Origin of the sequence: Lactobacillus rizhaonensis (assembly GCF_036246345.1) — a bacterium.
Lineage (GTDB): Bacteria > Bacillota > Bacilli > Lactobacillales > Lactobacillaceae > Lactobacillus > Lactobacillus rizhaonensis.
This window is the reverse complement of the sequence record NZ_BTTV01000001.1, coordinates 502,633-529,072: the sequence shown is the minus strand read 5'-3', so window position 1 is coordinate 529,072 and position 26,440 is coordinate 502,633. Positions and strand designations below refer to the sequence as shown.

The following is a 26,440-nucleotide window of genomic DNA, read 5'->3' as shown; positions in this document are numbered from 1 at the left end:
TAATCACTATCTTCGGGTAGAAAATTTTTGTATCATGCTGCTTGGAACTTTTTGCTGGAGGATAGATAAAATGAAAGAGATATATATTGTTGCAGCTAAAAGAACACCTTTTGGTCGTTATCATGGCCTATGGGCTGAAAAAAGTGCTATCGATCTAGGTGAAATTGTATTAAGGGAAACGTTGAAAAGTATTAATTTAAATGCAGATAGCCTTGATGCCCTGTTCATGGGCAACGTTTTAGGCGCAGGTTTAGGACAAAACATGGCTCGCCAAGTTGCCCTTAATACGGGTATGAGTCCCCAAAGCAGCAGCGTCACAATTAATGAAGTTTGTGGTTCCAGTTTGAAAGCTCTTCGCCTGGCACAAGGACAGATGGAAATGGGTGATTTTGATCTGGTCGCAGTTGGTGGTGCCGAGAGTATGTCTAATGCTGTTTACCTGACCGAAAGTAAAGAAAAACCTAATTTTGAAAGTGAAATGCTGCAAAATGGGCTGACTGATGCCTTTTCTGGCTTACATATGGGACTTACAGCTGAAAATGTGGCTGAGAAATATGGTGTAACCCGCCAAGAAATGGATGAGTATAGTGTAGCTTCACACCGTAAGGCAACTGAAATTGTCCAACAGGATTTTTTTAAAGATGAAATGATTAACGTTGAAATAAATGGCAAGACTATTCAGCAGGATGAAAATATTCGCCCGGATACTAATTTAGCAGCGCTTAGTAAACTAAAGCCGGTCTTTAAAGAGAATGGTAATGTTACTGCCGGTAATTCTTCTCCTCTAAGTGACGGTGCCAGCATGGTTATTTTAGCAACAAAAGAAAAAGTAGCAGAGCTGAATTTGCGTCCTCTTGCACGATTAGGTGCATTTGCGGAATCAGGAAATGATCCCGCTTATATGGGAATAGCACCATACTATGCTGTAGAAAAGCTATTGCAAAAAACCAACAAGACAATTAATGATTATGATGTAATTGAAGTCAATGAAGCTTTTGCTGCACCCAGTGTGGTTTTAGCGCAGAAATTACAGATTCCACCAGCAAAGTTAAATATTTTTGGTGGTGCCATTGCTTTAGGCCACCCTCTGTCAGCTACAGGTACTCGCCTGGTCGGAACGGCAATTAACATTATGAATCATATTAATGGCCAAAACGCTTTGGTTACTCTTTGCATCGGAGGAGGTCAGGCAATTGCATGTGAGATTGAGAGAATTTAAATGAAGTTTTATGAATTAACGCCTGCAAAAAGAAGGGCATTACTGCAGGAACATGGCATTAAACTGGATGAAATTGATGACCAGGTTTTGCGTGAACTTGACTTATTGAGTGAAAATGTAATAGGTCAATTGCGACTTCCAGTTGGTTTGGTGCAGAATGTACTGGTTAATGGCCAAGATTACCAAGTGCCACTATCTACGGAGGAACCATCAGTGGTTGCTGCTGCAAATAATGGCGCAAAAATTGTGACGGAAGCTGGCGGTTTTACCGCTTTTAGTCAACGCAATGGCATATGGGGTCAAATCGTTTTACAAACTGCTGCTGATTTTAAAATAGCTAAATTACAAGCTTTCTTTCCTGAATTAATCGAACAAGCAAATAATGAATATGCTAGTTTAGTCAAGCATGGTGGTGGAGTAAAAACTATTACTGCTAACCAAGAAAAAGATTTAATTTTTTTGAAAGTGCTGGTTGATCCTGCAGAGTCGATGGGCGCCAATAGGGTAAATTCTATTTTAGAGTATATGGCTGGGCAGTTAGCTGTTTTTTCGGGCATCAAGCAAAAATTATTTGCTATTTTATCAAACTATCCCAGTCAAATAACTAAGGTAAAAGCAGAAATACCAGTAAAGATAATTGGTGGAATAGAAACTGCACGAAAAATTGCGTTGCTTAGTAAGATTGGTCAAACTGATCCTATGAGAGCTGTTACGAATAACAAGGGGATTATGAACGGTGTTGAGGCAGTATTGCTTGCTACCGGTAATGATACTCGCGCAGTTGAAGCAGCCTGCAGCGTTTGGTCAGCAAAAAGTGGTTCGTACACCAGTCTTAGTGAATGGTTTGTGCAAGATGAAAAACTGCTAGGAAAGCTCAGTCTTCCTTTACCAATTGGTGTTGTCGGTGGATCGATTAAATCCAGAAAAGATGTCAAACAAAACTATCGGATATTAGGAGAAAAGATCACTAGTCAAGAACTCGCGAACATTATTGCTGCGATTGGATTGGCTAACAATCTTGCCGCCTTGTTGGCAATTGCCACTAAAGGAATTCAAAAGGGGCATATGAAGCTGCAGGCCAGAAATATTGTTGCTAATTTGGATGCAACTTCTCCTGAAAAGAAAAAAGTATTGCAGATGCTAATTAATAGCAAAATTTATAGTCAAGCAGCAGCACAAGATTTTTTAGAGGAAATTAGGAAGGAAAACAATGCAAGTCGGAATTGATCAAATTGGTTTTTATACGCCTAACAAATATGTCGATATGGTAGATTTAGCCCATGCTCGTAATGAAGATCCTAATAAATTTTTGATTGGAATTGGGCAGCAAAAAATGAGTGTGGCTGATCAAACGCAGGATGCTGTGTCAATGGGAATTAACGCGACACTGAGATATTTGAATCATATTGAACGGGAAAATGTCGGTTTATTAATAGTGGGAACCGAAAGCGGAGTTGATCAATCCAAATCTGCTTCACTTTTCATCAAAACAGCATTAAACTTGTCCCCAAATGTGCGAACTTTTGAAGTAAAAGAAGCATGTTTCGGCATGACAGCGGGAATTATGATTGCTCGCGATTATGTACGTTTGCACCCCAATCACAGCGCGATTGTTATTGGAGCGGATATTGCTCGTTATGGTATTAATACTGGTGGGGAAGTTACTCAGGGTGCAGGCAGCATCAGTGTGTTAGTTAAAGCTGACCCGCAAATAATGACTTTAAGTGCTGGTCACAGCGCTTATAGTGCTGATATAAATGATTTTTGGCGCCCTAACGATTCTGCAGTCGCCCTGGTTGATGGTAAATATTCTAAAGATGTTTATCTCGACTTTTTCAGACACACGTTTACTGATTATCAGAAACAAACGGGCTTAAAAGTCAGTGATTTCACCGCTCTTCTTTATCACTTGCCATTTGTCAAAATGGGCTCTAAGGCAAACCAATTGGCAATTGAAAAGCAAGATGACGGGACTAAAAAGCGTTTAGCGGATAATTTTGCTGCAAGTGCTTGTTATAGTAAACAAATTGGTAATATTTATACTGCATCTTTATACTTAAGTCTTTTGAGTTTGTTGGAAAATGCCCAGTTGCCTGCGAATGCAAATGTGGGTTTGTTTTCATATGGTTCAGGTGCTATGGCAGAATTTTATTCTGGTCAAATATGCGAGGACTATGGAAAAGCTTTAAACCAAACAGCAGATCAAAAAATGATTGGGCGAAGACAAAAATTAACTATTTCGGAATATGAACAAATCTTCAATCAAGCTTTGAAGGTTCCACAAGATGGTTTAAAACTTGAAAGTGATGAACAGAGTGGCACTTGGTATTTCGCCGGCACTAAAAATCATATCCGTCAATATCGTCAAAAATAGCTAAACAAATAAAAATGCCGCTTTTAGCGACATTTTTTAGGTTAATCTGACTGCATTTTGGTCAGGTAAAATTTGAATACCGTAAACGGCAATTTTTTCTTTTTTATAACTAATATATATTGGAATATTGCGTCCATGAATATTTTTTAATAAGCTACTGAATTTCCTTTTTGTTAATGGCTTTTTGCCGGGAAAAAATAAGCAGGCAGTACTTGTAATCTTTACTTTTGCTAACGGAACATTTCTTTGGTTAATAGTTAAATAGAAGCTGGTTTGATTGTTTAAGTCATTAGTTAATTGCAAAAAATCTGTTAATCTCATTTTTTATTTTTTCCTATACAAATTAAAAATGTTATACTATAAGATATTATTTTTAGTGAAGGTGGCTTAACTAATTGAAAAAATTAAAGCATAAAAAGTTGTGGCTTTCATCAATTATCATTATTTTATTAGTATGTTTATTATTTACCGGAGCAGGTTACTATTTCTTTAGGGTGGCTTGTGTTCCTGGTAAAAAGAGTTTTTTAAGTTCTTCAAGTAAGGTTCTCAAAAAATCTGATCCCCTTTACCATGAAAAAAAGTGGTTTAAAGATACTGCTAAACAGAAATGGCACATTGAATCAGCTGATGAAAAGTTTAGATTAGAAGCAAACTTCATTCCTTATAAAAATTCGCATAAAACTGCTGTTGTTTTACCTGGATACATGGATACTAAAGAGGACATGGGAGAATATGATGCCTTGTTTCATGAATTAGGCTACAATACTCTAACCCCAGATCCAAGAGCACAGGGTCACAGTGAAGGACATTATATTGGCTATGGTTGGCCAGAAAAAGACGATGTGAAAAAATGGATTTCATACTTGTTACAAACAAAAGGTATTCAGCAACAGATTGTAGTTTATGGCTTAAGCATGGGTGCAGCAACTGCCATGATGACTAGTGGGCTGAAATTGCCTCATCAAGTTAAAGCATTTGTTGAAGATTGCGGTTATACCAGTGTTAAAGACGAAATCGAACACGAAGCAGGTGTTCTGTACAATATGCCAGCTTTTCCTCGTTTTCCTTTAGTTGAAATTCTGAGTGGTATCAATAAGATCAAAGTTGGCTATTTTATGGGTAATGCGTCCAGCGTGCAGCAATTACATAAGAATCATAGGCCAATGCTCTTTATTCACGGTAGTCAAGACAATTTTGTTCCAACTAAAATGGTCTATCCTAATTATAAGGCTACTAGAGGACCAAAGGAAATATGGGTTGCTCCTAAAGCTAAACATGCCAAGTCTTTTTCAAAACATCCTAAAGAATATAAAAGACGGGTTGCAGCATTTTTAGCTAAATATGTTAGGTAGGTCGTGCATTATATTTGCTAGCGCTTACATAAGTCTGATATTATAGAATTGTGGTTAAGGTTGACAAAATTTCTATCTCCATAATATGTTTGTTATTGAATCTTTAAAAACAAGTTTATCGCGAAAAAATTCGATTTTTGTATGTTTATATCTGTGAAATTTTTCATCTAAACTGAAAAGTTTTTAATCTACACCTGACCCACAAAAAATAGTTGTCACAGCAAGTGACAACTATTTTTTACCGTAAAGTTAATTTTACAACGCATTCACACCTTGGGGTTTGAGGTAACATATCTACATTTTCTATTAGTCTGACATTATATGCTTCGCTCAGAAGCACTAAGTCTTGTGCCAGAGTAGAGGGGTTGCAAGAAATATACACAAATGTTTTAGGCTTCACTCTTAGTATAGTTTTGATCAAGCTTTTTGCCAGTCCCGTACGTGGTGGGTCAACAATCAAAGCATCAATTGGCATACCATTTTGGACTAATTCTGGTAAAATCTTTTCCACGCTTCCCTGAATGTAATTAGCATTTTTAATATGATTCAGTTCTGCGTTATGATTGGCATCTTCGACTGCTTCAGGGATAGTTTCAATGCCAATAACTTGTTTAACTTGATCAGCTGCTAAGATTCCGAGTGTACCTACACCACTATATGCATCTATTAGAGTTTGATCTGGTGTTAAATCTAGAAATTTAAGTGCTTTTGAATATAACGTAATAGTTTGAACTGGGTTTAATTGGAAAAATGCTCGCGGTGATAATGCAAACTTTTTGCCCAAAATTTCATCAGTTATCTGATTTTTTCCAGCCAGCCTAACTGTTTTGTTCCCCCAAACCTGGGGGTTACGCCAGTCAGTTTCATTTTGATAGACACTGACCACGTCTGGCAGGCGCATAACTTGTTCGGCAAGCTGCTCTAAATTTTTGATGTTGCGGCCAATTGTAATTAAAGTTACTTGTATTTCATGAGTAGCATATGCTTGACGCACCACAATTGTTTTTAGACCATCAAAATGGCGGTAGGGGTCAGCAATTTTAACGTGCAATTTTTCTACTAAGCTTTTGATTTTGCGTTCAGTATCTTGAGTGGCCTGACTTTGCGTTGGCATAACAGGTAAATCAAATAGCTCGTGCGAGTTAGGTGCAAAAAGACCCAAACTGATCTGACCATGAGACTGTTCAATTTGGTATTGCGCTTTATTGCGATAATGCCATTCCTCTGGAGCCGCAATGGTTTTCTTAACTTTATACTTACTGTATCCCCGGGGATGAAATTTTTTCAAAGCTTCAAGGACGTTGTCCCGTTTGAATTCAAGTTGCTTGGGATAAGCTAAATGAGCAAGTTCCAGCCCACCTATTGCCGGATTAACTTTAGCAGGGAATGCTACTCTGTCTGGACTTTTTTCTTTAATGCGGACTAGTTCTGCATCAATGTAACGGGGATATTCTTTGATGATTTTGGCAACGACCACTTCTTTGGGCAAGGCACCTGGAATAAAAATTATTTTTTTGCGATAATAGCCGATTCCTTCGCCATTAATGCCCAGTCTTTTAATTGTGATAATAATATCCTTGTCTTTTGGTTTATTTTGATTAAATTTCTTGTACATAGTTTTCTTTCTACAATAAAATAGTAAATGTTAACAATTTATTGTACTCCCTGAAAAAAGTATTTAGCAAGATTAAACAAAATTTGCTAGCATGGAGTTAAGCACTAGAAAGGTGAAAATTGTTATGCCAATTATTACTAAAGTAAGCAGTCAAAAAAGACCCGGACGATTTAATATCTTTTTAGATGGTAAGTATTCTTTTTCTGCTGCTGAGCAAACTGTGGCTGAATTCATGCTTTTAAAAGGGCAAGAACTGACTGAAGAACAAATTACTGAAATTAAGCAATTTGATCAAGACGCCAAGGCTACCAATATTGCATCTAATTATTTAAGTTATGAACCAAGAACTGTTTATGAAGTTTTACAATATCTTAATAAACATGGCATTGATAATGACTCTGCACAAGCCGCTGTCAGTCAACTGACAGAAATGGGGTTTTTAGATGATACTAAGTATGCACAGTTAGTGATTACACAAAACTTGCGTATTGGTACTGATGGTCCACTTAGTGTCAGCAATAAGTTGAGACAAAAAGGAATTGATCCTGAAATAATTGATAATGCATTAATGGCAATAGCTGATGATGACTGGCTGGATGCGGGTAAGAGAGTGCTTAAATCAATGAAAAGTAAAGTGGGCAAATTGGCGCGGCGCGAACTGGAACGCAAAATGACCAGTAAATTATTGAGTCATGGCTTTTCCAGCACACTTGCCAGTACGATAGTCGCTCAAATTGATTTACCGCAAAATGATGAAGACCAAATCGCAGCATTAAAAAAGCAAGGAATCAAAGCCTATAAGCGGTTTCGCCGTTTGCCAGAAAATGAGAGACAGCAAAAAATACGTAATTACTTATTTACACACGGATTCGCCAGTAATGAAATTGACGCTTTTCTAGCTGGGGAAATTATTCCTTTAGCTGAATTAGCTGAATATTAGGAGAAATTATGAAAAAACTACAGAAAAAAGTAACTTTTGTTGGTCGTCCTTTTCCCGATCAATTAATGGATGAACAGAAAACCTTTAATGAATCAAACATGGAAATGGAGCAAAATCAGGTTTTTCAGGATTTTGTCACTAAGAATAATTTAACTAACACTCGTAGCAATATGGTTGTTTTTGGACCTGAAAATTTTATGTATTGGTATGGCGTAATTGCACTAAACGAGGTTGAAGTTCCTAAGGGACTAATGAAATTTGTTTTGCCTGAAGCCCAAGTGGCAATTAAAGAAAAAGAAAATCAAAATATTTCCTTTTTTAGTCAGCCATTAAATATCGTTATATCGCAGTTTTTAGCAGCAGTTGCTGACGAAGGAATTAAAATTTACCAAAATCCCGGCGATAGTTTAACACCTTATATTGTGCAAACCTTAAATTTTGATACAAAAAAACTGACCCAAGAATTATATCTTGATGACAGTTATTAATAATCAATGTTGTTTGGGATCAATTGATAGGTTGTCGTATTCAACATATGCCCCCAGACAAGTGGATAAGAGCATAATCAGCATCACAATTCCAACAGATTTACCCACAATTTGATCAAGTGTTAGAAATTCACGAACCACAAAGGTGGCAGCAAAACAAAGAATAAAATCTAAGATGACATTAGCAATTTGTAAAAAATAGCGTCTTCTAATACTGAAAAAACGCAATAACTGCTTTAATAAACCGTCGTCTATTTCAACCGCTAATAAATCTACTGGTCTTTGAATTGTAGCTTTGATGGCAGACATAATTAAAGCACCAACAATAGCGCCAATGGTGGTACGGAAAAGATCAGCTGAATGCAAAACTAATGCATCGTAGCCAATACCAATAATGGTCAGACTGCACAGATAAGGAATTAACAGTAAGAATGTAAAAACAAGTATGACATGACTTTTTTTCATGGGGTAACCTCATTTCTTACGTGCTATTCTAACATATTGTGTGCGTACATGATATAATGTTGGTATTTAATACGTTATTTTAAGAAAGAGAGCACACAAATGGCTAGCGACCCCGACAAGGGGAATTTATTTGAGCGTTTCAAAAATAAATTTTCCCCTACAAATGATGAAGAAACAAGAGAGCACTTAATTACAGAAATTGCTAATTTACACGAGCAAAAAAAGCTTAGTGACAATGAATTTACAATGTTAAATGCAGTTTTGGATTTTCAGGGACGGATGGTACGTGAGGTAATGGTGCCGCGAATTGATGCTTTCATGGTAGATTGCCAGGAAAGTTTGCAGGACCATCTTAAAGAAATACTGCGTGAACCATATTCCAGAATACCGGTTTATCGACGTGATAAAGACAAAATAGTAGGCATTATTCATATTCGAACTGTCTTGCGTAAGGCGTGGGAAAAAGGCTTTGATAATATTACTTATGATGATGTCATGAATCCGCCTCTTTTTGCACCAGAAACAACGGAGCTCAGAGAGCTTTTAGTAGAAATGCAACAAACTCAGCAGCAATTGGCTATTTTAACTGATGAATATGGTGGAGTTGTCGGTCTTGCAACCATTGAGGATATAATTGAAGAAATAGTCGGTAATATTGATGATGAGGTGGATCAGACGGAAGTTTTGGTTCACCAGATTGCCCCTAACAAATATGTGATATATGGTAAAATGCCTCTTGATGAATTTAACGATCAATTCGGCACTGATCTGGAAATGGAAGATGTAGATACTATTGCCGGCTATATGATTACAAAGTTAGGCATAATACCAGCAAAAGGTGAAAAGTTATCTGTTAAATTAGATAATGGCATGGTGTTGACTACTAGAAGAATGATGCGTTCCAGATTAATGACGGTTTTGTTGACTGTGCCAGAAGAAAAACCTAAGAAGAAGGAAGAACAAAATACTTAATGAGTAACGAACTGTTGAATAAAGTAAATAAGAGAAGAACATTTGCTATAATATCGCACCCTGATGCCGGAAAAACTACGATTACGGAGCAAATGCTTCTTTTTGGTGGTGTAATTCGCAGCGCGGGGACGGTTAAGGCCCGTAAAAGTGGTCATTATGCTACTAGTGACTGGATGGAAATTGAAAAGCAACGTGGTATTTCCGTTACCAGTTCTGTCATGCAATTTGAATATCAGGGAAAAAGAATAAATATTCTTGATACCCCAGGACACGAAGATTTTTCAGAAGATACTTACCGTACTTTAATGGCAGTTGACTCGGCTGTCATGGTTATAGACTCAGCTAAAGGTATTGAACCGCAAACCAAAAAATTATTTAAGGTCGTAAAACAAAGAGGCATTCCTATTTTTACCTTTATGAATAAATTGGACCGTGATGGTAGACCACCACTTGATCTAATAGCCGAATTAGAAGATTTGCTTGGCATCGAGGGTGTGGCTATGAATTGGCCAATTGGTTCAGGTCAAACCTTACAAGGTTTATATGATATTGCTAACAATCAGATTGAAATGTATCACAAGGATGGACCTGACCGCTTTTTGCCTTTAGATAAAGACGGTAAACTGCCAGCTAGTGAACCATTTAGTCAGAATCCCCAATTTCAAGATACATTAGGAGAAATTGACTTAATTAAAGAAGCTGGAAATCAATTTGATTTGCAAAAAATTGCTCGAGGCGATCAGACTCCAGTATTCTTCGGCTCTGCTCTGACTAATTTTGGTGTTGAAACTTTTTTGCAGAGTTTTGTCAAAATGGCTCCTGCACCAGCCGGTCATAAAGTTAACGGCACTGAAGACTTAGCTCCTGATAATGAAGAATTTTCCGGCTTTGTGTTTAAAATTCAAGCTAATATGAATCCTCATCACCGGGACCGGATTGCTTTTGTGCGTATTGGCAGCGGTGAGTTTAAAAAAGGACTAGATGTAACTTTGGCTCGCACTGGCAAGCCAATTCGTCTCAATAATGCTACCGAATTTATGTCTAGTGAAAGAATGCAGGTTTCCGATGCTGTAGCAGGAGATATTGTTGGTTTGTATGATACTGGTAATTTTCAAATAGGTGACAGTATTTATGCCGGTAAACATAAAGTGGTTTATCCGCCACTGCCTGAATTTACTCCTGAACTTTTCGTACGAGTTACTGCTAAGAATGTTATGAAACAGAAATCCTTTCATAAGGGTATGGTTCAATTAGTTCAAGAAGGTGCAATTCAGTTATACCAGAATTATCAGACTGATGAGTATATCTTAGGTGCTGTTGGGCAACTACAATTTGAGGTCTTTAAATTCAGAATGAAAAATGAATATAATTCTGATGTTGAAATGACTAATATTGGTCACAGAGTAGCCCGCTGGATTGATCCTGAGCAACTTGATCCGGCTATGGCTAACAGTCGAAATTTACTAGTAAAAGACCGTTATGGTCAACCGCTGTTCTTGTTTGAAAATCAATTTGCGGAGCGCTTTTTCAAAGATAAATATCCAGATGTTAAACTGACTGAAAAATTGTAAACAAAAAACTGGCTTTAAGCCAGTTTTTTTATTTGTCAATATGGATTTCAATTACATGTTGACTTTTATCAAATGTCAACATATATGAAGGATTTTCTTCTTTAATGAGTCGCTCAATAACGAAGTCCGTTTCATCTTTACGAACACGTCGATTGTGATTTTCCAAGACAATTCCGATTGCTTTATCACTTTCGGTGTAGATAACGGACGTATTGCCTAGAGAGTAAACTTTGACATAATTTACGTTGGTCGTATTTAATTGACTATGAACTAGGTCTTTATAACTATTGGTTACATCTATTAAATGCATGGATTTCACCCGTTTCTTCTAGTAGTTCTTTTTTTAATTTAAGTATACAACTAAAATAAACTTTTTTCTTTAATAAAAAGCATGATTATTATATTTTGCAATAATCATGCTTAAGAAAAAATGACGTCTTTAATTATTAATTGTGTCATTTGCCGAACTAATAGTGTTCTCATCTTCACTGATAACAATCTTATCTTCAGAAACACTTGCTAGCAAATTCTTTACTGCAGGATGATCAAGCTTATAGTCAGCTACTTTATCTTCAATTTCTTCCTGAATGGTTCTACGCAATGGTCTTGCGCCCATATCCGGACTATATCCTTCATCAACTAATTTCTTTTTAGCATCCTCTGTAACGTTAATATGCATTCCTTGGTTTTTAACCATACTGTTTACATCGTCAAGCATCAAATTAACAATTTTTACTAAGTCATCCTTAGTCAGTTCGTTGAATTCAATCACATCATCCAACCGGTTTAAAAATTCTGGCTTGAAGAATTGACTCATTGAATTTCTGGCAGAATCTGGTTGATCTGCAGAATTTTCAGCTGCAAAACCAACACTGGTGTTCTTAATGCCTTGACCAGCATTAGAGGTCATGATAATAATCGTATCCTTGAATGATACAGTTCTACCTTGAGAATCAGTTAAGCGACCATCATCTAAAATTTGTAAGAAAAGATTCATAACAGCTGGATCAGCTTTTTCAATTTCGTCAAGTAAAATCAAACTATATGGATGACGTCTAACTCGTTCTGTTAGTTGCCCGGCCTCTTCATAGCCGACGTAACCAGGTGCTGAACCAATTAACTTGGAAACAGAATATGATTCCATATATTCTGACATATCGAAGCGAATTAAGGCATTTTCTGAACCAAACATTTGCCGAGCTAACTGCTTAGCTAATTCGGTTTTACCTACACCAGTCGGTCCCACAAAGAGGAAGGAGCCGATAGGTCTGCCGGATTTATTAAAGCCAATACGGTTACGCCGAATTGCACGAGCCAGTTTATCGACTGCCTTATCTTGACCAATAACGTGTGCCTTAAGATTTGGTGCCAAGTTTTGTAACTGGTTTTCTTCTTGCTTTTGTAAATCACCAACGGGGATGCCGGTTTTTTCTTCAACAATCTTGTTCATGATCTTGCTGGTAATAACAGGAGATTTGTCCGGATCAACCTTTTGATCCTTCATCTTGTTATATTTTTCGATTTGGTCGCGGTAGTATGCAGCTTTTTCATAATCTTCATTCTTTAGGGATTCTTGTTTTAATTTCTGGGCCGCATCAATCCGTTCCTTCATTTTTTCCTTGTCGACGTAAGGAATTGTCAAGTTCATTCTTGAACCTGCTTCATCTAACAAGTCAATGGCTTTGTCAGGTAAAAAGCGGTCTTGAATGTAACGCTCAGATAATTCTGCTGCCGCCTTGATGGCATCGTCAGTATAATGAACATGATGATAGTCTTCATAGCGCTTTTGAATACCCTTTAAAATGCGGATTGTTTCTGCAACAGAAGGCTCTTTGACGTCAACAGGCTGGAATCTTCTTGCTAAAGCAGAGTCTTTCTCAATTTCCCGGTATTCTTTTAATGTGGTAGCACCAACAAGTTGCAAGTCACCACGAGCAAGAGCAGGTTTAATGATGTTACCTGCATCCATTCCGCCTTCGGCATTACCCGCACCAACGATTTCATGAATCTCGTCAATAAAGAGGATAATATCATCATGGCCTTGAACTTCTTTAAGCAGTTGCTGCATACGCTGTTCAAATTGACCACGAATACCTGTACCTTGAACTAAAGAAACAACATTTAGTGATATTATTCTTTTATCTTGCAGCTTGGCAGGTACTGAGCCATCTACAATTTGCTGAGCTAAGCCTTCGACCACGGCAGTTTTACCAACACCGGCTTCACCGATTAAGACAGGGTTGTTCTTGGTTCTGCGATTCAGTATTTCAATGACACGCGCAATTTCTTTATCGCGTCCAATAACTGGGTCGATTTTACCTTTTCTGGCTAGAGCAGTAAGATCGGTTCCATACTGATCAAGAAGTGAGCGTCCGCCCCCAGCACCATTGTTGCCGTTATTGACGTTTCCTGGATTCCCATTGCCCATTCTGGGATCACCTGGATTTCCCGCATTGCCGTTATAATTAAACAGGTCGCTGAAATCACCAAAGAAGTCGTTATTATCATTATTCATATTAATATTTCCTTGTTGTTTAAGTTGTTGATAACATTGTCCACACAAATTAATTTCACGACTTTGTCCGTTAACCTTTGCAAAAAGATGAATGGAAGCTGGTCGTTTTTGACAGTTTTGACAAAGCAATTGTATTACCGCCTTTCATATCAGTTTACTAAATTATATAATTAGCACTCGCAATAATCAAGTGCTAAAACTTGAATCTTATTATTTGTAAGTAACGTTAATATGATAAAATATAAGTGCATGATCAGTTGATTGCATAAACAAAATTGATTAAAAAGTGGTGATAGTTTTTGGATTATCAAAAAATTCTTGTGCAATTAGCAAATGGTGAACTCGATCATTATGAAGTTGAGCCAAAAAATGCTTTTGAATTTCAAGCAGTATTAAGGTCCTTTGAAAAAAGGCAAAATATTACAGGGAAAGCATTGCGAGGTGGTAAAATAATTTATTCAAAATCGAAATCTGAAGTTTAATGATGTAAACTGTTACATTTATGTTGTCTAATTCACAAAAAAATGATAGTCTAAGTAGGCGAATAGGTATTTATTACCGGTTTGATTTTTTGAATTCAAAGGAGATATATATAATGGAAAAACGCGATTTTCATGTTGTTGCAGAAACAGGTATTCATGCTCGTCCAGCTACATTGCTAGTACAAGCTGCTTCTAAATTTGGTTCAGATATCAATTTGGAATACAATGGTAAGTCAGTTAATTTAAAGTCAATTATGGGCGTTATGTCACTTGGTGTTGGCAAAAATGCTGATGTTACTATCAGTGCTAGTGGTGACGACGAAAAAGATGCAATTAACGCTATTTCAGAGACTATGAAAAAAGAGGGCTTAGCTGAATAATGACCAAGACATTAAAAGGAATTGCTGCTAGTGATGGTATTGCTGTAGCACCAGCTTATCTCTTGGTTGAACCTGATCTTTCATTTTCAAAATCCACAGTTAGCGACGTTGAAAGTGAATTAGCACGCTATAAGAAAGCAATTTCAGTATCAACTGCTGAAGTTGAAAAAATTCGTGATAGTGCAAAGAAGAGTTTAGGTGAAGACGAAGCTCAAGTCTTTGAAGCTCACCTTATGATCTTGAACGATCCTGAATTTACTGGTGCCATTGAAAACGAAATCAAGGAACAAAAAGTAAACAGTGAAGCTGCACTTGACGAAACTGCACAAAAGTTTATCAGTATTTTTGAAGGAATGACTGATAACACCTATATGCAGCAACGTGCTGCTGATGTGCGTGATGTTTCTAAGAGAATCATGGCTCACTTACTGGGTAAGGAACTACCAAACCCAGCTTCAATTGACCATGAAGTTATTGTGGTTGCTCATGATTTAACTCCTAGTGACACTGCCCAACTTAATAAAAAATTTGTTAAGGGCTTTGTTACTGATATTGGCGGAAGAACAGCGCACTCTGCTATTATGGCACGCTCACTTGAATTGCCAGCAGTTGTAGGTACTGATTCAATTACCAAGGATGCTGAAAATGGCGATACGATTGCTGTTGACGGTCTAAGCGGTGATGTAGTTGTTAAACCTACTGACAGTCAAGTTGCTGAATATAAACAAAAGAGTTCTGACTTTTTGAAGCAAAAAGCTGAATGGGAAAAATTAAAGAACGAGCCTTCAGTTACTGCAGACGGTAAAAAGTTTACAATTGCTGCTAATATTGGTACACCAAATGATATGAAGGGTGTAAATGATAATGGTGCTGAAGCCGTTGGTCTTTACAGAACCGAATTCTTATATATGGATTCAAAGGACTTCCCAACTGAGGATGAACAATTTGAAGCCTATAAGGAAGTCATTGAAGGTATGCATGGTAAGCAGGTAATTATCAGGACCATGGATATTGGTGGTGACAAGCACCTTGATTATTGGGATTTACCAGAAGAAATGAACCCATTTTTGGGTGTGCGTGCCATTAGACTTTCACTTCAAAATGAACAGATTTTCCGTACGCAGCTTCGAGCCTTGTTGCGTGCATCAGCTTATGGCAAGTTGGGCATTATGTTCCCAATGATTGGTACACTGAATGAGTTGCGCAAGGCTAAAGCAATTTTGGGTGAAGAAAAAGAGCAGTTAGTTAAAAAGGGCGTTAAGATTGGTTCAAACTTAGAAGTGGGAATGATGATTGAAGTTCCGGCCGCTGCAGTTTTAGCTGATCAATTTGCTAAAGAAGTTGATTTCTTCTCAATTGGTACTAATGACTTAATTCAGTATACAATGGCTGCTGATAGGGGCAATGATAATGTTTCTTACCTTTACCAACCGGCAAACCCATCTGTTTTACGTTTAATTAAGCACACGATTGATGCAGCACATGAAAACAACATTTGGTGTGGCATGTGTGGTGAAGCTGCTGGAGACAGTACCATGTTTCCAATTTTGCTTTCAATGGGCTTGGATGAGTACTCAATGAGTGCTACTTCAATTTTGCGTATTAGAAGCTTGATGAAGAAACTCAATACTGCAGATATTAAGGAATTAGCCAACAAAGCTTGTTATGTTTCAGAAACTGCTGAAGAAAATGAGAAATTGGTTAAAGACTTAATGAAGAAAGTAAATAACTAATAATAATAAAAAAGGATACATTAGCAAAAAATTATGTATTCTTTTTTAATTTCTTTATTTTTTCTTGATAAAAAGTTCACAGAATATTCACGTTTAAAAGATACTATAATAATAAGATTAGTTGAAAAAACTACTTACAAAAAAGAAGTAGTATGATATAATTATATAGATACTAATTAAGGGAGCGTGAAATATATGGTAAATTTATATATCTCTCCAAGCTGTACATCTTGTCGTAAAGCGAAGGCCTGGTTAAAGAAGCACGACATTCCTTTTAAGGAAAGAAATATTTTTTCTGAACCGTTAACAAAAGATGAACTGTTGCAAATTTTGCGCATGACTGAAAATGGTACCGAAGAAATTATTTCAACTCGTTCAAGAGCATTTCAACAACTTAAAGTTAATCTGGATGACATGTCAATTGATCAATTGCTTGATCTAGTAGAAAAGAATCCAAGTTTGTTAAGACGTCCTATCATTATGGATGATCGTCGTTTACAGGTTGGGTATAATGAAGATGAGATTAGGCGCTTTTTACCTAGAAAGGTACGCCGTCTCGAACTTGAAGAAATGCAAAAGATAGCTGACTTATAAATTCAGGCAGGTTTAAAATAAAAGCGTTAGTTTTTAAACTAACGCTTTTATTTTATGAGTAAAGTACGCTACAATAGAACAAAGTATCTGATGGAGGTGAGAACTCATGCAAGTAGATCATATAAACAAAAATACGATTCGCGTGAGAATAGGTAAACAAGAATTAGCAAATCGTGGTCTTAAAGTTTTGGATTTACTGGGTGATAAAAATAAAATCCAGCATTTCTTTTATTCAATTTTAGATGAAATTGATACGGATCATTCTTTTAGTCAAGATGCACCTGTTACTTTTCAAGTAATGCCTAATAATGGTGGGCTTGATTTACTCATCACTAAAGTTACGGCCAAAGATCGGAATAACTTGGCTCAGTTATTTGATAATGATTTTACTGACAACAATAAAAAGAAGAATGATGCCCGTAAGTCTTTTCTCGATTTAGAACCTGAGGAAGATGAAAACGATAAAGACGAATCAACTGGTTCTACAATTTCTGGTCACCCCAAGGTGAAGAAAGAGTTTTGGAAACTGCAAAAAAAGCAGGCATATAGTTTTAATGACCTTAATCAGGTAGTTGAACTGGCAGATAGTCTTCAAGCAGACGATTTGGCTTCCAGTCTTTATTTTGAACGCGGCAAATTTTACTTAGAGTTAATTTTTACTGATCAAGATTACTTGGAAATAAAGCCGGCGGATGCATGGGCAATTGCAAATGAATATGGTATTAAAGTTAAAGCTAGTGAAATGGCTCGTGTGCGCATTAATGGCAAATGCTTGATAGCGCATGAAGCTTTAGAGAAGCTGCAAGACTATTTTAGTAACATTAATTAAAATGTCGGATGGCAAAATTAAAGGGGCAGGTAAAATCCTGCCCCTTTTGCGTACTTACTAATAGGTGATGATTATGTACGCGGCATTGTTGAATAATGTTTTAGTTTTAGCTGTAGCAGAAGCTCGGATAAGTGAAAATGAAAAGAATAAAGAAAGGCATTATTTTTGCCCTCAGTGTTATCGAGAAGTCCAGCTAATAAATAATAGTAAAACACCTTATTTTAAGCATATACCAAGTGAAGTTAATTTAAGTGGAGAAAATAAAGAACATGCACAAAGTAAAAGCTTATTGACCACAGCTTTAAGAGCAGCCCACTTTAACGCACAGATGGAAGTTCAATTAGCTAATGGTCAATTACGCGCTGATATCTTAGCAAGCCCAAATTTAGCATTTGAAATTCAATGCGCTCCTCTCAACAAATCTGAATTTCGTCATCGGCATCTTTTATATAAGCAAATAGGCGTAAAAGATATCTGGATAGTGGGAAGGAGACATTTTTTAGGACAATACATCAAAAAATCGCAACTTATCTTTTTTCGAAGGAATAAACCGTGGCATGATTATTATTTGGAAATTAATCCTGCTAAGTTAGTTATCAGTTTGAAATATAACGTTTTACTTGAGCCACTGACTAATAAAATCCATTGGCAGAAACAGAATTTTACTATAAATGCCAGGGGACTAAAAAAGCTGTGGCACTTTAGGCCAGCTTTGCGGGAATATTATATTGATTCCACAAAACAAAAACAATATCTAAAAATGCAGCTTATGCAAAAAAGTCTCAATGGCATGAAGATTGCAACCAATTTATATAAAAGGCGGCAAACTATTGATGATTTGCCGCCTTGGGTATTTAGCAATTTTCGTAAAATCAATTCTCCTGATAATGCAAGTAAGTTTTTAGATCAGACGTAAGTGCTTAGCAGGATAATAATCTTTGTCTTCCTTTGCAATACAACCAGTATTTTTAAAAAGTCGAATCAACTTATCGTGAGCCAAAATCCCTTCAAGCATTACTCCACTGTAATTGCCGCTTTCATTAAAAATAATAGTTGTAGGAATGTTACAAACATTAAACTTATGGGCAAGTTCCTTATCTTGGCGAATGGAATTGTCTACATAAGGAGAAATTCTGCGATCGGTAATACGGTCAAAATTCAAATTTAAATTTTGAGCAACTTTTCTCGGTAATTGTTCAGAATATTTATTAAAATCACCGCTAATGGCTTGTTGTAAAGCAACTAGATAGGCTCGTGCCTTTTTATTGCCATATTCGAACTTAATTGCATGGTAATTTCGTAAAGCTTGAAATGAAGCGATTGTATACTGCGGGATATCTATTATTCTTTGGCCGTTCTTTTTTCTTCTAATAATATCTTCTTTGATAACTTTTGAATTTATGATAGGAACGAAGTTAAAAGAAGAGTTGATATTAAGCTCGGCAATTGCATCTTGAATTAAAACTTCTGTGTTATAGCAGTAAATGCCAACGGGATTGACAAAGAGAAAAATTTCGAACATGATCAGGCTCCTCCAATACTGATTATTTAAAAATCTAATTATCTATCCTTTTTAGAAATTTATTCATTAAACTTTATTTTATCACGATGCTTGTAAGCGCGTGCAATTTTTGCTTGATTAGTATTAGCAGAATTCTGTGTAAAATGATATTTCTTTTTTAAGTCTAACAGAACTTGTGCAATTAATTGCGGATTAGGATTTTCAATCTCAATTTCAAAGTCCTCATAATTGTCAGGATAGGTACTATCATCAAATGTTAATTCACAATTTTCAGGACCATTTGCTAAAATACGTTTAGTTTTACTGAAAGTTTGCAAGTTGAGTTTTAATTGGTCTGAAAAGTGCTTGTTCAGATAGTCTCCTATGCTGTATTTAAAACGGATCGGTAAATTTTTGGTTCCATTTTTGACCATTGCTTTAGCTTCATCTAGTTTTAGTACGTCATTAATTTCTATTGCTTCATGAAACTTGTGCTGCACAGGGTCATCATTTGGGACTTTGAGTGTTTGTTCTGCACGATCAGCAAAAAGACGAATGCGACAACTGATATGATTTTGCTTTAGCAAACCATCTTTGGTATCAAAATAATAATTTTCCTGTTTAAAACAACTTTTTGTAGCAAAATCATGACAAAGTTTGTGATAGATCGTCTTTGGCAGGATAATTTTTGCTTCAATTTCATTATTTTTCGACATAATAATTCCCCATCCAATTTCAGTGATAGAATTTACTTTTTTATTCTATGCTACTAATTAAGAAAGTATAGTTTTTTTATTGATATATTGTCAAAATTCCAGTTTTTGCGTAATTATAGAAAAGACAGCAAAACTATAAAAGTATAGGCTATACTGAAATTAATAAATTTATCATAATCTTAAAAGCTTTAATATGCAAGAAAAAACTCTATCAAACAAGGGATTATATATGGTGTATAGAAAAAAACGGATTCTTTTATTAAAGCTAGTAGCCATATGAAATTGCTATCATATAATTTATGTTAAAATGGATATGCTGTTTGAGAAAGGGTTATTTCTATGAATAATGATTGGGATAATTTTTTATGGCCTTATGAAGAGGCCGTCCGAGAATTGAAAGTGAAATTTCGTTCTTTAAGACAAAGTTTTTTAACGCAAGGGGAACATTCCCCGATAGAATTTGTAGTTGGCAGGGTTAAAACTGTCGATTCAATTAAAGAAAAGATGAAACGTCGTGTAATCAGTTTTGATGTAATTGAAACTGATATGCAAGATATTGCGGGTATTAGGATAGTTTGTCAATTTGTTGATGATATTTATAAGGTGGTAGACTTAATACATGCACGTGATGATATGGAAGTCATTGAGGAACGTGATTATGTTAAAAATGCCAAACCTTCGGGCTATCGCTCCTACCATATGGTAATTTCTTATACGGTTTATTTGCCAACTGGTCCCAAAAAGTTGCTGGCGGAAATTCAAATTAGAACTTTAGCTATGAACTTTTGGGCTACTGTTGAACATACTCTTAATTATAAATATCAAGGTTCTTATCCAAAGGATATTTCTAAAAGACTAAAATCAACTGCTGAAACAGCATATAAACTTGATGAAGAGATGTCTTTAATAAAAGATGAAGTGCAGGAAGCCCAAAAGGTTTTTACCAAAAATAAGGGTAAGGAAAAATAATGAGAATTACAATTGCCCATAACACTAATCCTGAAACGCTAAAAGTTGTGGCGCACTTGCGAAAACTGTTGGAAGCTAAAGAAGGCATTGTTTTTGATGCCAAATACCCCGATGTTGTCATTACTGTCGGAGGCGATGGCACATTAATCAATGCTTTTCACCGTTATGAAAATCAAATCAGTTCCATTCGCTTTATTGGCATCCACACTGGGCATTTAGGTTTTTACACTGATTGGCGTGGTCCAGAAGTTGATAAAATGGTAGATGCATTACTTTTAAGAGAGCCGGAATCTGCCAATTATCCGCTTTTAGAAGTAGAACTTTTAACAGAAGCCAATGAAAAGAAACATTTTTTGGCCTTGAATGAATCTGCCGTCAAACGGGTATCGCATACATTAGAAGCAAAGGTCTATATTGATGATCAATTATTTGAAAATTTCAGGGGAGATGGCTTATGTATATCAACTCCCACCGGTTCAACGGGTTATAATAAATCACTTGGCGGTGCTGTGATTCACCCAAGACTTAAAGCCTTACAAATGGCAGAAATCGCTTCAATTAATAACCGGATTTTCAGGTCATTATCTTCACCAATAGTACTGGCACCAGAGCAGTGGATTACTGTCGTACCAAATGTTGATCACTGCGTTTTGACTATTGATGGTCACCGCATTAATGTACGCAATGCTAAACAAATTGAATACCGCATTTCTAGTAAGGAAATTCATTTTGATCGCTTTGGACATACTCATTTTTGGTCTCGTGTTCAGAGCGCCTTTATTGGAGATAAAGATGACACTATTTAAAGTAATTGTACAAGACAAAGTTCCCAAGAAATTAGGAGCTTTTTTACTGCAAAATGGTTTTTCAAAAAGAGCAGTGAATAATGCTAAAAATTCCGGTGGCATGCTTTTGGTAAATCATAAAAGGCGCTTCACCAACTACCTTTTGCATCAAGGTGATGAAGTGATTTTTATTCCCGGAAAAGAGAAGGTCAATCCGTGGTTGGTACCTTCAAAGAAGCCGCTGGCAGTGGTACGGGAAACTGAAAATTATTTGGTAGTGAATAAACCAGCTGGCATTTTGTCAATTCCATCTCGTTATGATGACAATGCTTTAGTTAACCAAGTTTTAGGTTATTTTAACAGTAAAGAAGAGGTTGACGTAAAACCGCACATAGTGACGCGGCTCGATCGAGATACTTCGGGTCTAGTTCTGGTTGGGAAAAATGCTATCGCTCATGCTCGCTTTAGTCAGATTAATAAATCTCAATTTATTAAAAAATATCATGCAATAGTTCATGGCAATTTTGCCCCGGAAGACTTGACAGGAGTGATAGATCAGCCTATTGGCAGAAAAGGAACCTCAATTGTGCGCAGCATTGATTTCACTGGCAAGAATGCTAAAACTGCTTATAAAGTGATTGCTCAAAAAAGTGGGGCCAGTTTAGTCGAATTGCGCCTATATACCGGCCGAACTCACCAGATTCGCATACATATGCAATATTTGGGCCATCCTTTGTATGGCGATCCTCTATATGGCGTTAATGATGAGTTTAAACGCCAGGCGCTCAATTGCTTTTATTTGGGTTTTCCTGATCCATTTACTAAAGGCCAGCAAATTAGTATTGAAATACCTGATGCACCTGATATGCAAAAATTATGGCATAGTCTTTAAGATATCTGTAGAGAAATAAAAGAGTTGTCTTGTGGTAGACAACTCTTTTATTTGTTTTACAAAATTTATTCACTAAAAAGTACGCGAGTACCTTCGGGAACAAAAATATTTTTTTGAACTGGGGTCAAACAACCATTTTCGGCATCTCGTGTATATAAAGTGGCATTATCTGAATTTTGGTTGGTTGCCACCACATATTTTTCATCTTTGTCCCAGTTAAAATCACGAGGAAATTCACCAAAAGTTGAAATTCTCTGACGTAGTTGCAGGGTATGATCATCATTAACTGCAAAAACAGTGATAGTATCATGACCACGGTTGGAAGTGTAAATAAATTTACCATCATGGCTAATTTTTATGGCAGCTGCGCCGTTGTGGTCAGAAAAATCATCAGGAATAGTTGAATAGGTAGCAATGTTTTTAAAATTCCAGTGGACTTCATCGAACTTAACTAAGTTAATTTTACTTGAAAGCTCACCGACAACATAAAAATAATTACCGTCAGGACTAAATACAATATGGCGTGTGCCAAAACCTGGCTCGTTTTGATATTTAGCCAGGTGATTCAGCTTATTATTCTTGAAACTGTAAAAATCAACACAGTCGTTGCCTAGATCACAACTCACTAAATTGCCTTGTGGTGTTTGATCGAAAAAGTGGGGGTGAGGGCCATCTGCTTGTTCAGGACAGGGACCAAGAGTATCTGCCGTATGAGTTACGGAATCTAAAAAGGTCAGTTTACCCTCATCATCGTATGAAAATACGCTGAGTACAGCTGTATGGTAATTTGCCGTATATAATAATTTCTTTTCGCGGTTAATTCCAATATAGGCTGGTGAAGATCCTGGGGTTAAATAAGAGTCCTTTTCTGAATATTTGCCATTAACTAACTCGAAAGAGCTGATTCCACCTTTTTCTCCAGCATTGTTAATTGTAAAAATGAGGTTGCCATCTTGAACAAAATAAGTAGGTCCACCAACTTGGATTACTTCTTTTGCTGGTCCCATTTGCATTTCTACGCCATTAGCAGCCGGAGTAAGCGGCAGCTCATAAATTCCCGTTGACTTTTTTTTGGTGTATCCGCCAATTAATAATTTCATGCTTGAAAAGCCTCCAAATTCATTTATAATTGTCTCAATAATTAGTATAGCATGACACGCAATTGTAAAAATATTGAGTGACTTTATCGTTTTAAAAAGTGGTAAAGTATGGTGTCGGCTTTATTAGTATAAAAACAAAAAAATTAAACAAGAGGTATGTTGGAAATGGAAGAAAATAAAATTCGAGAGCTATACGCTAAGAATGATATTTCTGAAGTTTATACTAATCTTCACTCATCTTCGGCAGGCTTAACTTCTGCTGAAGCAACCGCAAGATTGGCAAAATATGGTCGTAACGAAATTAAAAAATCTGAGGAAGAATCCGAGTGGAAAACTTTCTTTAAGAATTTCATTAGTATGATGGCAATTTTATTGTGGATCTCAGGTGCCGTAGCCATGTTTAGTGGGACGCTTGAATTAGGAATTGCCATTTGGATGGTCAATATCATTAACGGACTGTTCAGTTTTTGGCAGGAAAGAGCTGCTAAAAGAGCGACAGATGCTTTGAATAATATGTTGCCAACCTATGTTCAAGCAATCCGTGATGGTAAAAAAACACAGATTGATGCCAAAGAACTGGTTCCAGGAGATGTTTTTATTCTTCAGGCCGGTAATGCCATTCCGGCTGATGCCAGACTGATTACTGCCAGTTCTATGCAGGTTGATCAAAGTGCGTTAAATGGTGAATCCGTGCCAGAATCAAAAACTACAGAATACGCTCCAGGCGAAGGCAGTTATGCGGAAGCAAACTTAGTTTATTCCGGAACAACAGTTGGATCTGGTACTGCTCGTGCTATCGCTTTTGCCACTGGGATGGATACTGAATTTGGTAAAATTGCGCAGCTAACGCAAAAGCAAAATAAGGTTGATAGCCCATTGACTCAAGAGTTAGATCGACTAACAAAGCAATTATCAATAATTGCGGTCTCAATTGGTGTTTTGTTCTTAATTGCGGCAATCTTTTTTGTCAAATATCCTTTTGCCAAGGCCTTTATCTTTGCGTTAGGTATGATTGTTGCATTTATTCCTGAAGGATTGCTTCCAACTGTTACTTTAAGCTTAGCTCAAGGAGTTAAGCGCATGGCTAAAAAGCATGCCTTAGTTAAGGAACTGAATTCGGTAGAAACTTTAGGCGAAACTACAGTTATTTGTTCAGATAAAACTGGTACTTTAACTCAAAATCAAATGACTATTCATTACATTTGGACACCGCAAAATGAATATACGGTTACGGGCAACGGCTATGTTAATAATGGTCAGATTGAACTGAATAAAAAGCAGTTGTGGTACGAAGAAAATCCCGACTTGCATAAGCTGGTACAGATAGCTTCTTTAGATAATGATACTGCGGTTCAACCCAGCAAAGTTAAAGGGGGTAAACCCAAAATTTTGGGAACTCCAACTGAAGCTTGTTTAATTATTATGGCTGAAAAAGCAGGCTTTGATCGTCAGAAAGTTCTGGTTAAATATCCTCGTTTACGTGAATTGCCTTTTGACTCTAACCGTAAACGCATGTCAACCATTCATCGCTGGAACGACAGTCAGTATATTATTTTTACTAAAGGATCTTTCAGTGATGTAATTAAGCAATGTGACCAGATTCAAGTTGACGGTAAGGTTCGCTCTATGACTGAAGAGGATAAAAAGCGTGCTGAAAAATACAATGCTGATTATGCTGCCAAGGGTTTCCGCAGTATGGCGATGGCTTACCGCATTGTCGAAAAAGAGAATACTGACGTTGCTAAGTTAACTATCGAAACGGCTGAACAACACTTGGTATTCGTTGGTTTGACTACGATGAGCGATCCTCCTCGTCCAGAAATTTATAATGCTGTTAAACGGTGTCATCAAGCCAAGATTAAGATTATTATGGTTACTGGCGACTCCAAGCTAACGGCTAAGTCAGTGGCTGTACAAATTGGTTTGACTTCAGACAAGGCGCGGGTCATATCTGGTGACGAGCTCGAAGATATGAGTGATGCAGATTTACGAGAAGCACTAAAAGGAGAAGTGATTTTTGCCCGTGTCGCTCCTGAACAAAAATACAAGGTTGTTAAGACCTTGCAGGAAAACGGTGAAATTGTCGCCTCTACCGGTGATGGAGTTAATGATGCCCCTGCACTGAAGCAAGCTGATATCGGTATTGCAATGGGTCTCACTGGCACAGACGTGGCAAAGGACGCTGCTAATATTATATTGACTGATGATAATTTTGCTTCAATTGTAGCCGCAATTGAAGAAGGACGGGCAGTATATAGCAATATTCGTAAGTTCTTGACTTATATCCTAACTTCAAATGTGCCGGAAGCCTTTCCTTCAATTTTATTCCTGTTTTCAGGAGGTATGATTCCTTTACCAATGACGGTAATGCAGATCTTGACAGTCGATTTGGGAACAGACATGTTGCCAGCTTTAGGACTTGGTGGAGAAGCAGTTGATCCAGATGTCATGAAACAGGCACCACGTAAACGCAATGAGCACTTGCTTAATAGAAGCGTAATAATCAAAGCATTTTTGTGGTATGGTCTCATTTCCAGTGCTATTTCAATTGGCGCATACTTCTTCGTTAATTTCCAAAATGGTTGGCCTCATGTACCTTTGGCAGCTAACGGTCCGGTATACATGCGTGCAACCACAATGGTCTTAGGAGCAATTATTTTTACTCAGATTGCAAATGTGTTGAATTGTAGAACAAACAAAGTTTCTTTATTCAAAAAAGGCATTTTTAGTAACCGCAATATCTGGTATGGCATTATCTTTGAAATACTGCTATTTTTAGCTTTAACTGTAACTCCAGGATTGCAACAATTATTCAATACTACGAGATTATTGCCTGTTGACTGGTTATTCCTGTTCTGCTTGCCTATCCCATTAGTTATAATTGATGAAATTAAAAAATGGCTTCTTTACCATCAGAAATAAAGAACTAACAAATAAAACCGCTTATA

Annotated in this window: 26 protein-coding genes; 18 read left to right on the top strand and 8 right to left on the bottom strand. The window is 36.8% G+C overall.

The features are described from left to right. Positions 1-70 precede the first annotated feature (70 nt). Genes AAA915_RS02525 through AAA915_RS02515 form a run of 3 tightly spaced genes read left to right on the top strand, consistent with a single transcriptional unit; the run spans position 71 to position 3,593 of the window. Complete coding sequence (locus AAA915_RS02525) at positions 71-1,219, top strand: thiolase family protein (RefSeq protein WP_338199592.1); 1,149 nt, start codon at positions 71-73, stop codon at positions 1,217-1,219. After that, entirely contained in the window at positions 1,220-2,446 is a 1,227-nt protein-coding gene (locus AAA915_RS02520) for a hydroxymethylglutaryl-CoA reductase, degradative (protein WP_338199589.1), read from the top strand. It abuts the gene before it with no gap. Then, entirely contained in the window at positions 2,430-3,593 is a 1,164-nt protein-coding gene (locus tag AAA915_RS02515; protein ID WP_338199587.1) for a hydroxymethylglutaryl-CoA synthase, read from the top strand. The genes AAA915_RS02520 and AAA915_RS02515 overlap by 17 nt, the downstream gene beginning before the upstream one ends. 36 nt (positions 3,594-3,629) lie before the next feature. Here the strand turns inward: AAA915_RS02515 and AAA915_RS02510 are convergent, their stop codons facing one another. Further along, positions 3,630-3,914, bottom strand: a complete 285-nt coding sequence (locus AAA915_RS02510) for a hypothetical protein (RefSeq protein ID WP_338199585.1) — start codon at positions 3,912-3,914, stop codon at positions 3,630-3,632. Between the two features lie 74 nt (positions 3,915-3,988). On the opposite strand from AAA915_RS02510, the gene AAA915_RS02505 reads away from it, so the two are divergent. Further along, a complete protein-coding gene (locus tag AAA915_RS02505; protein ID WP_338199583.1) occupies positions 3,989-4,945 on the top strand; it encodes an alpha/beta hydrolase in 957 nt (318 codons plus the stop codon). A 238-nt stretch (positions 4,946-5,183) separates the two neighbouring features. Here the strand turns inward: AAA915_RS02505 and rlmD are convergent, their stop codons facing one another. After that, positions 5,184-6,560, bottom strand: coding sequence for a 23S rRNA (uracil(1939)-C(5))-methyltransferase RlmD (gene rlmD / locus AAA915_RS02500; RefSeq protein WP_338199581.1), 1,377 nt, complete (start codon positions 6,558-6,560; stop codon positions 5,184-5,186). A gap of 124 nt (positions 6,561-6,684) precedes the next feature. Here rlmD and recX point away from each other — a divergent pair, with 124 nt between their 5' ends. Both recX and AAA915_RS02490 read left to right on the top strand, forming a co-directional pair. Beyond that, positions 6,685-7,500 carry a recombination regulator RecX gene (gene recX / locus AAA915_RS02495; protein ID WP_338199579.1) on the top strand — a complete coding sequence of 272 codons (816 nt, stop codon included), beginning with the start codon at positions 6,685-6,687 and terminating at the stop codon, positions 7,498-7,500. Between the two features lie 8 nt (positions 7,501-7,508). Further along, positions 7,509-7,988, top strand: a complete 480-nt coding sequence (locus AAA915_RS02490; RefSeq protein WP_338199577.1) for a hypothetical protein — start codon at positions 7,509-7,511, stop codon at positions 7,986-7,988. A gap of 3 nt (positions 7,989-7,991) precedes the next feature. Here the strand turns inward: AAA915_RS02490 and AAA915_RS02485 are convergent, their stop codons facing one another. Beyond that, positions 7,992-8,453 carry a hypothetical protein gene (locus tag AAA915_RS02485; protein WP_046324567.1) on the bottom strand — a complete coding sequence of 154 codons (462 nt, stop codon included), beginning with the start codon at positions 8,451-8,453 and terminating at the stop codon, positions 7,992-7,994. 99 nt (positions 8,454-8,552) lie between these two features. Here AAA915_RS02485 and AAA915_RS02480 point away from each other — a divergent pair, with 99 nt between their 5' ends. Beyond that, positions 8,553-9,425: a hemolysin family protein gene (locus tag AAA915_RS02480; protein WP_338199574.1), complete on the top strand. Its 873-nt coding sequence runs from the start codon at positions 8,553-8,555 to the stop codon at positions 9,423-9,425. Then, positions 9,425-10,996 (top strand): peptide chain release factor 3, encoded by a 1,572-nt coding sequence (locus AAA915_RS02475; protein WP_294757238.1) that lies wholly within the window; start codon positions 9,425-9,427, stop codon positions 10,994-10,996. Before AAA915_RS02480 ends, AAA915_RS02475 begins: the two co-directional genes overlap by 1 nt. Positions 10,997-11,024: 28 nt before the next feature. On the opposite strand, the gene AAA915_RS02470 is transcribed toward AAA915_RS02475, so the two are convergent. Together AAA915_RS02470 and AAA915_RS02465 are read right to left on the bottom strand one after the other, a co-directional pair. Beyond that, a complete protein-coding gene (locus tag AAA915_RS02470) occupies positions 11,025-11,306 on the bottom strand; it encodes a DUF1827 family protein (protein WP_338199571.1) in 282 nt (93 codons plus the stop codon). Between the two features lie 129 nt (positions 11,307-11,435). Next, a complete protein-coding gene (locus AAA915_RS02465; RefSeq protein ID WP_338199569.1) occupies positions 11,436-13,640 on the bottom strand; it encodes an ATP-dependent Clp protease ATP-binding subunit in 2,205 nt (734 codons plus the stop codon). Between the two features lie 170 nt (positions 13,641-13,810). Here AAA915_RS02465 and AAA915_RS02460 point away from each other — a divergent pair, with 170 nt between their 5' ends. The 6 genes from AAA915_RS02460 (at position 13,811) to AAA915_RS02435 (ending at position 18,445) form a co-directional block, all read left to right on the top strand. Then, positions 13,811-13,993, top strand: a complete 183-nt coding sequence (locus AAA915_RS02460; RefSeq protein ID WP_338199567.1) for a hypothetical protein — start codon at positions 13,811-13,813, stop codon at positions 13,991-13,993. A gap of 113 nt (positions 13,994-14,106) precedes the next feature. After that, positions 14,107-14,373, top strand: a complete 267-nt coding sequence (locus AAA915_RS02455; protein ID WP_046324573.1) for a phosphocarrier protein HPr — start codon at positions 14,107-14,109, stop codon at positions 14,371-14,373. Further along, complete coding sequence (gene ptsP, locus AAA915_RS02450; protein WP_338199565.1) at positions 14,373-16,106, top strand: phosphoenolpyruvate--protein phosphotransferase; 1,734 nt, start codon at positions 14,373-14,375, stop codon at positions 16,104-16,106. The genes AAA915_RS02455 and ptsP overlap by 1 nt, the downstream gene beginning before the upstream one ends. Before the next feature lie 195 nt (positions 16,107-16,301). After that, on the top strand, positions 16,302-16,700 hold the full coding sequence (spxA, locus tag AAA915_RS02445; protein WP_046324575.1) for a transcriptional regulator SpxA: 399 nt from the start codon (positions 16,302-16,304) through the stop codon (positions 16,698-16,700). Between the two features lie 106 nt (positions 16,701-16,806). Continuing rightward, positions 16,807-17,529 carry an adaptor protein MecA gene (locus AAA915_RS02440; RefSeq protein WP_338199562.1) on the top strand — a complete coding sequence of 241 codons (723 nt, stop codon included), beginning with the start codon at positions 16,807-16,809 and terminating at the stop codon, positions 17,527-17,529. 73 nt (positions 17,530-17,602) lie between these two features. After that, the gene (locus AAA915_RS02435) at positions 17,603-18,445 is read left to right on the top strand and encodes a competence protein CoiA (protein ID WP_338199560.1); all 843 of its coding nucleotides are present in this window, start codon (positions 17,603-17,605) and stop codon (positions 18,443-18,445) included. On the opposite strand, the gene AAA915_RS02430 is transcribed toward AAA915_RS02435, so the two are convergent. Next, positions 18,431-19,051 (bottom strand): DsbA family protein, encoded by a 621-nt coding sequence (locus AAA915_RS02430; RefSeq protein ID WP_294603494.1) that lies wholly within the window; start codon positions 19,049-19,051, stop codon positions 18,431-18,433. The two genes, AAA915_RS02435 and AAA915_RS02430, sit on opposite strands and share 15 nt — an antisense overlap. 59 nt (positions 19,052-19,110) lie before the next feature. Beyond that, positions 19,111-19,746 carry a CYTH domain-containing protein gene (locus AAA915_RS02425; protein ID WP_338199556.1) on the bottom strand — a complete coding sequence of 212 codons (636 nt, stop codon included), beginning with the start codon at positions 19,744-19,746 and terminating at the stop codon, positions 19,111-19,113. Between the two features lie 339 nt (positions 19,747-20,085). Here AAA915_RS02425 and yjbM point away from each other — a divergent pair, with 339 nt between their 5' ends. The 3 genes from yjbM to AAA915_RS02410 are packed head-to-tail and all read left to right on the top strand — an operon-like array spanning position 20,086 to position 22,392. After that, complete coding sequence (yjbM, locus tag AAA915_RS02420) at positions 20,086-20,715, top strand: GTP diphosphokinase (protein WP_294602119.1); 630 nt, start codon at positions 20,086-20,088, stop codon at positions 20,713-20,715. Further along, positions 20,715-21,521, top strand: a complete 807-nt coding sequence (locus tag AAA915_RS02415; RefSeq protein WP_338199553.1) for an NAD kinase — start codon at positions 20,715-20,717, stop codon at positions 21,519-21,521. The genes yjbM and AAA915_RS02415 overlap by 1 nt, the downstream gene beginning before the upstream one ends. Then, positions 21,508-22,392, top strand: coding sequence for an RluA family pseudouridine synthase (locus AAA915_RS02410; protein WP_338199551.1), 885 nt, complete (start codon positions 21,508-21,510; stop codon positions 22,390-22,392). The genes AAA915_RS02415 and AAA915_RS02410 overlap by 14 nt, the downstream gene beginning before the upstream one ends. Before the next feature lie 65 nt (positions 22,393-22,457). Here the strand turns inward: AAA915_RS02410 and AAA915_RS02405 are convergent, their stop codons facing one another. Then, positions 22,458-23,492: a lactonase family protein gene (locus AAA915_RS02405; RefSeq protein ID WP_294602111.1), complete on the bottom strand. Its 1,035-nt coding sequence runs from the start codon at positions 23,490-23,492 to the stop codon at positions 22,458-22,460. Between the two features lie 165 nt (positions 23,493-23,657). Between AAA915_RS02405 and AAA915_RS02400 the strand changes: the two genes are divergently transcribed. Continuing rightward, positions 23,658-26,414, top strand: coding sequence for a cation-translocating P-type ATPase (locus tag AAA915_RS02400; RefSeq protein WP_338199548.1), 2,757 nt, complete (start codon positions 23,658-23,660; stop codon positions 26,412-26,414). Positions 26,415-26,440: the final 26 nt, after the last annotated feature.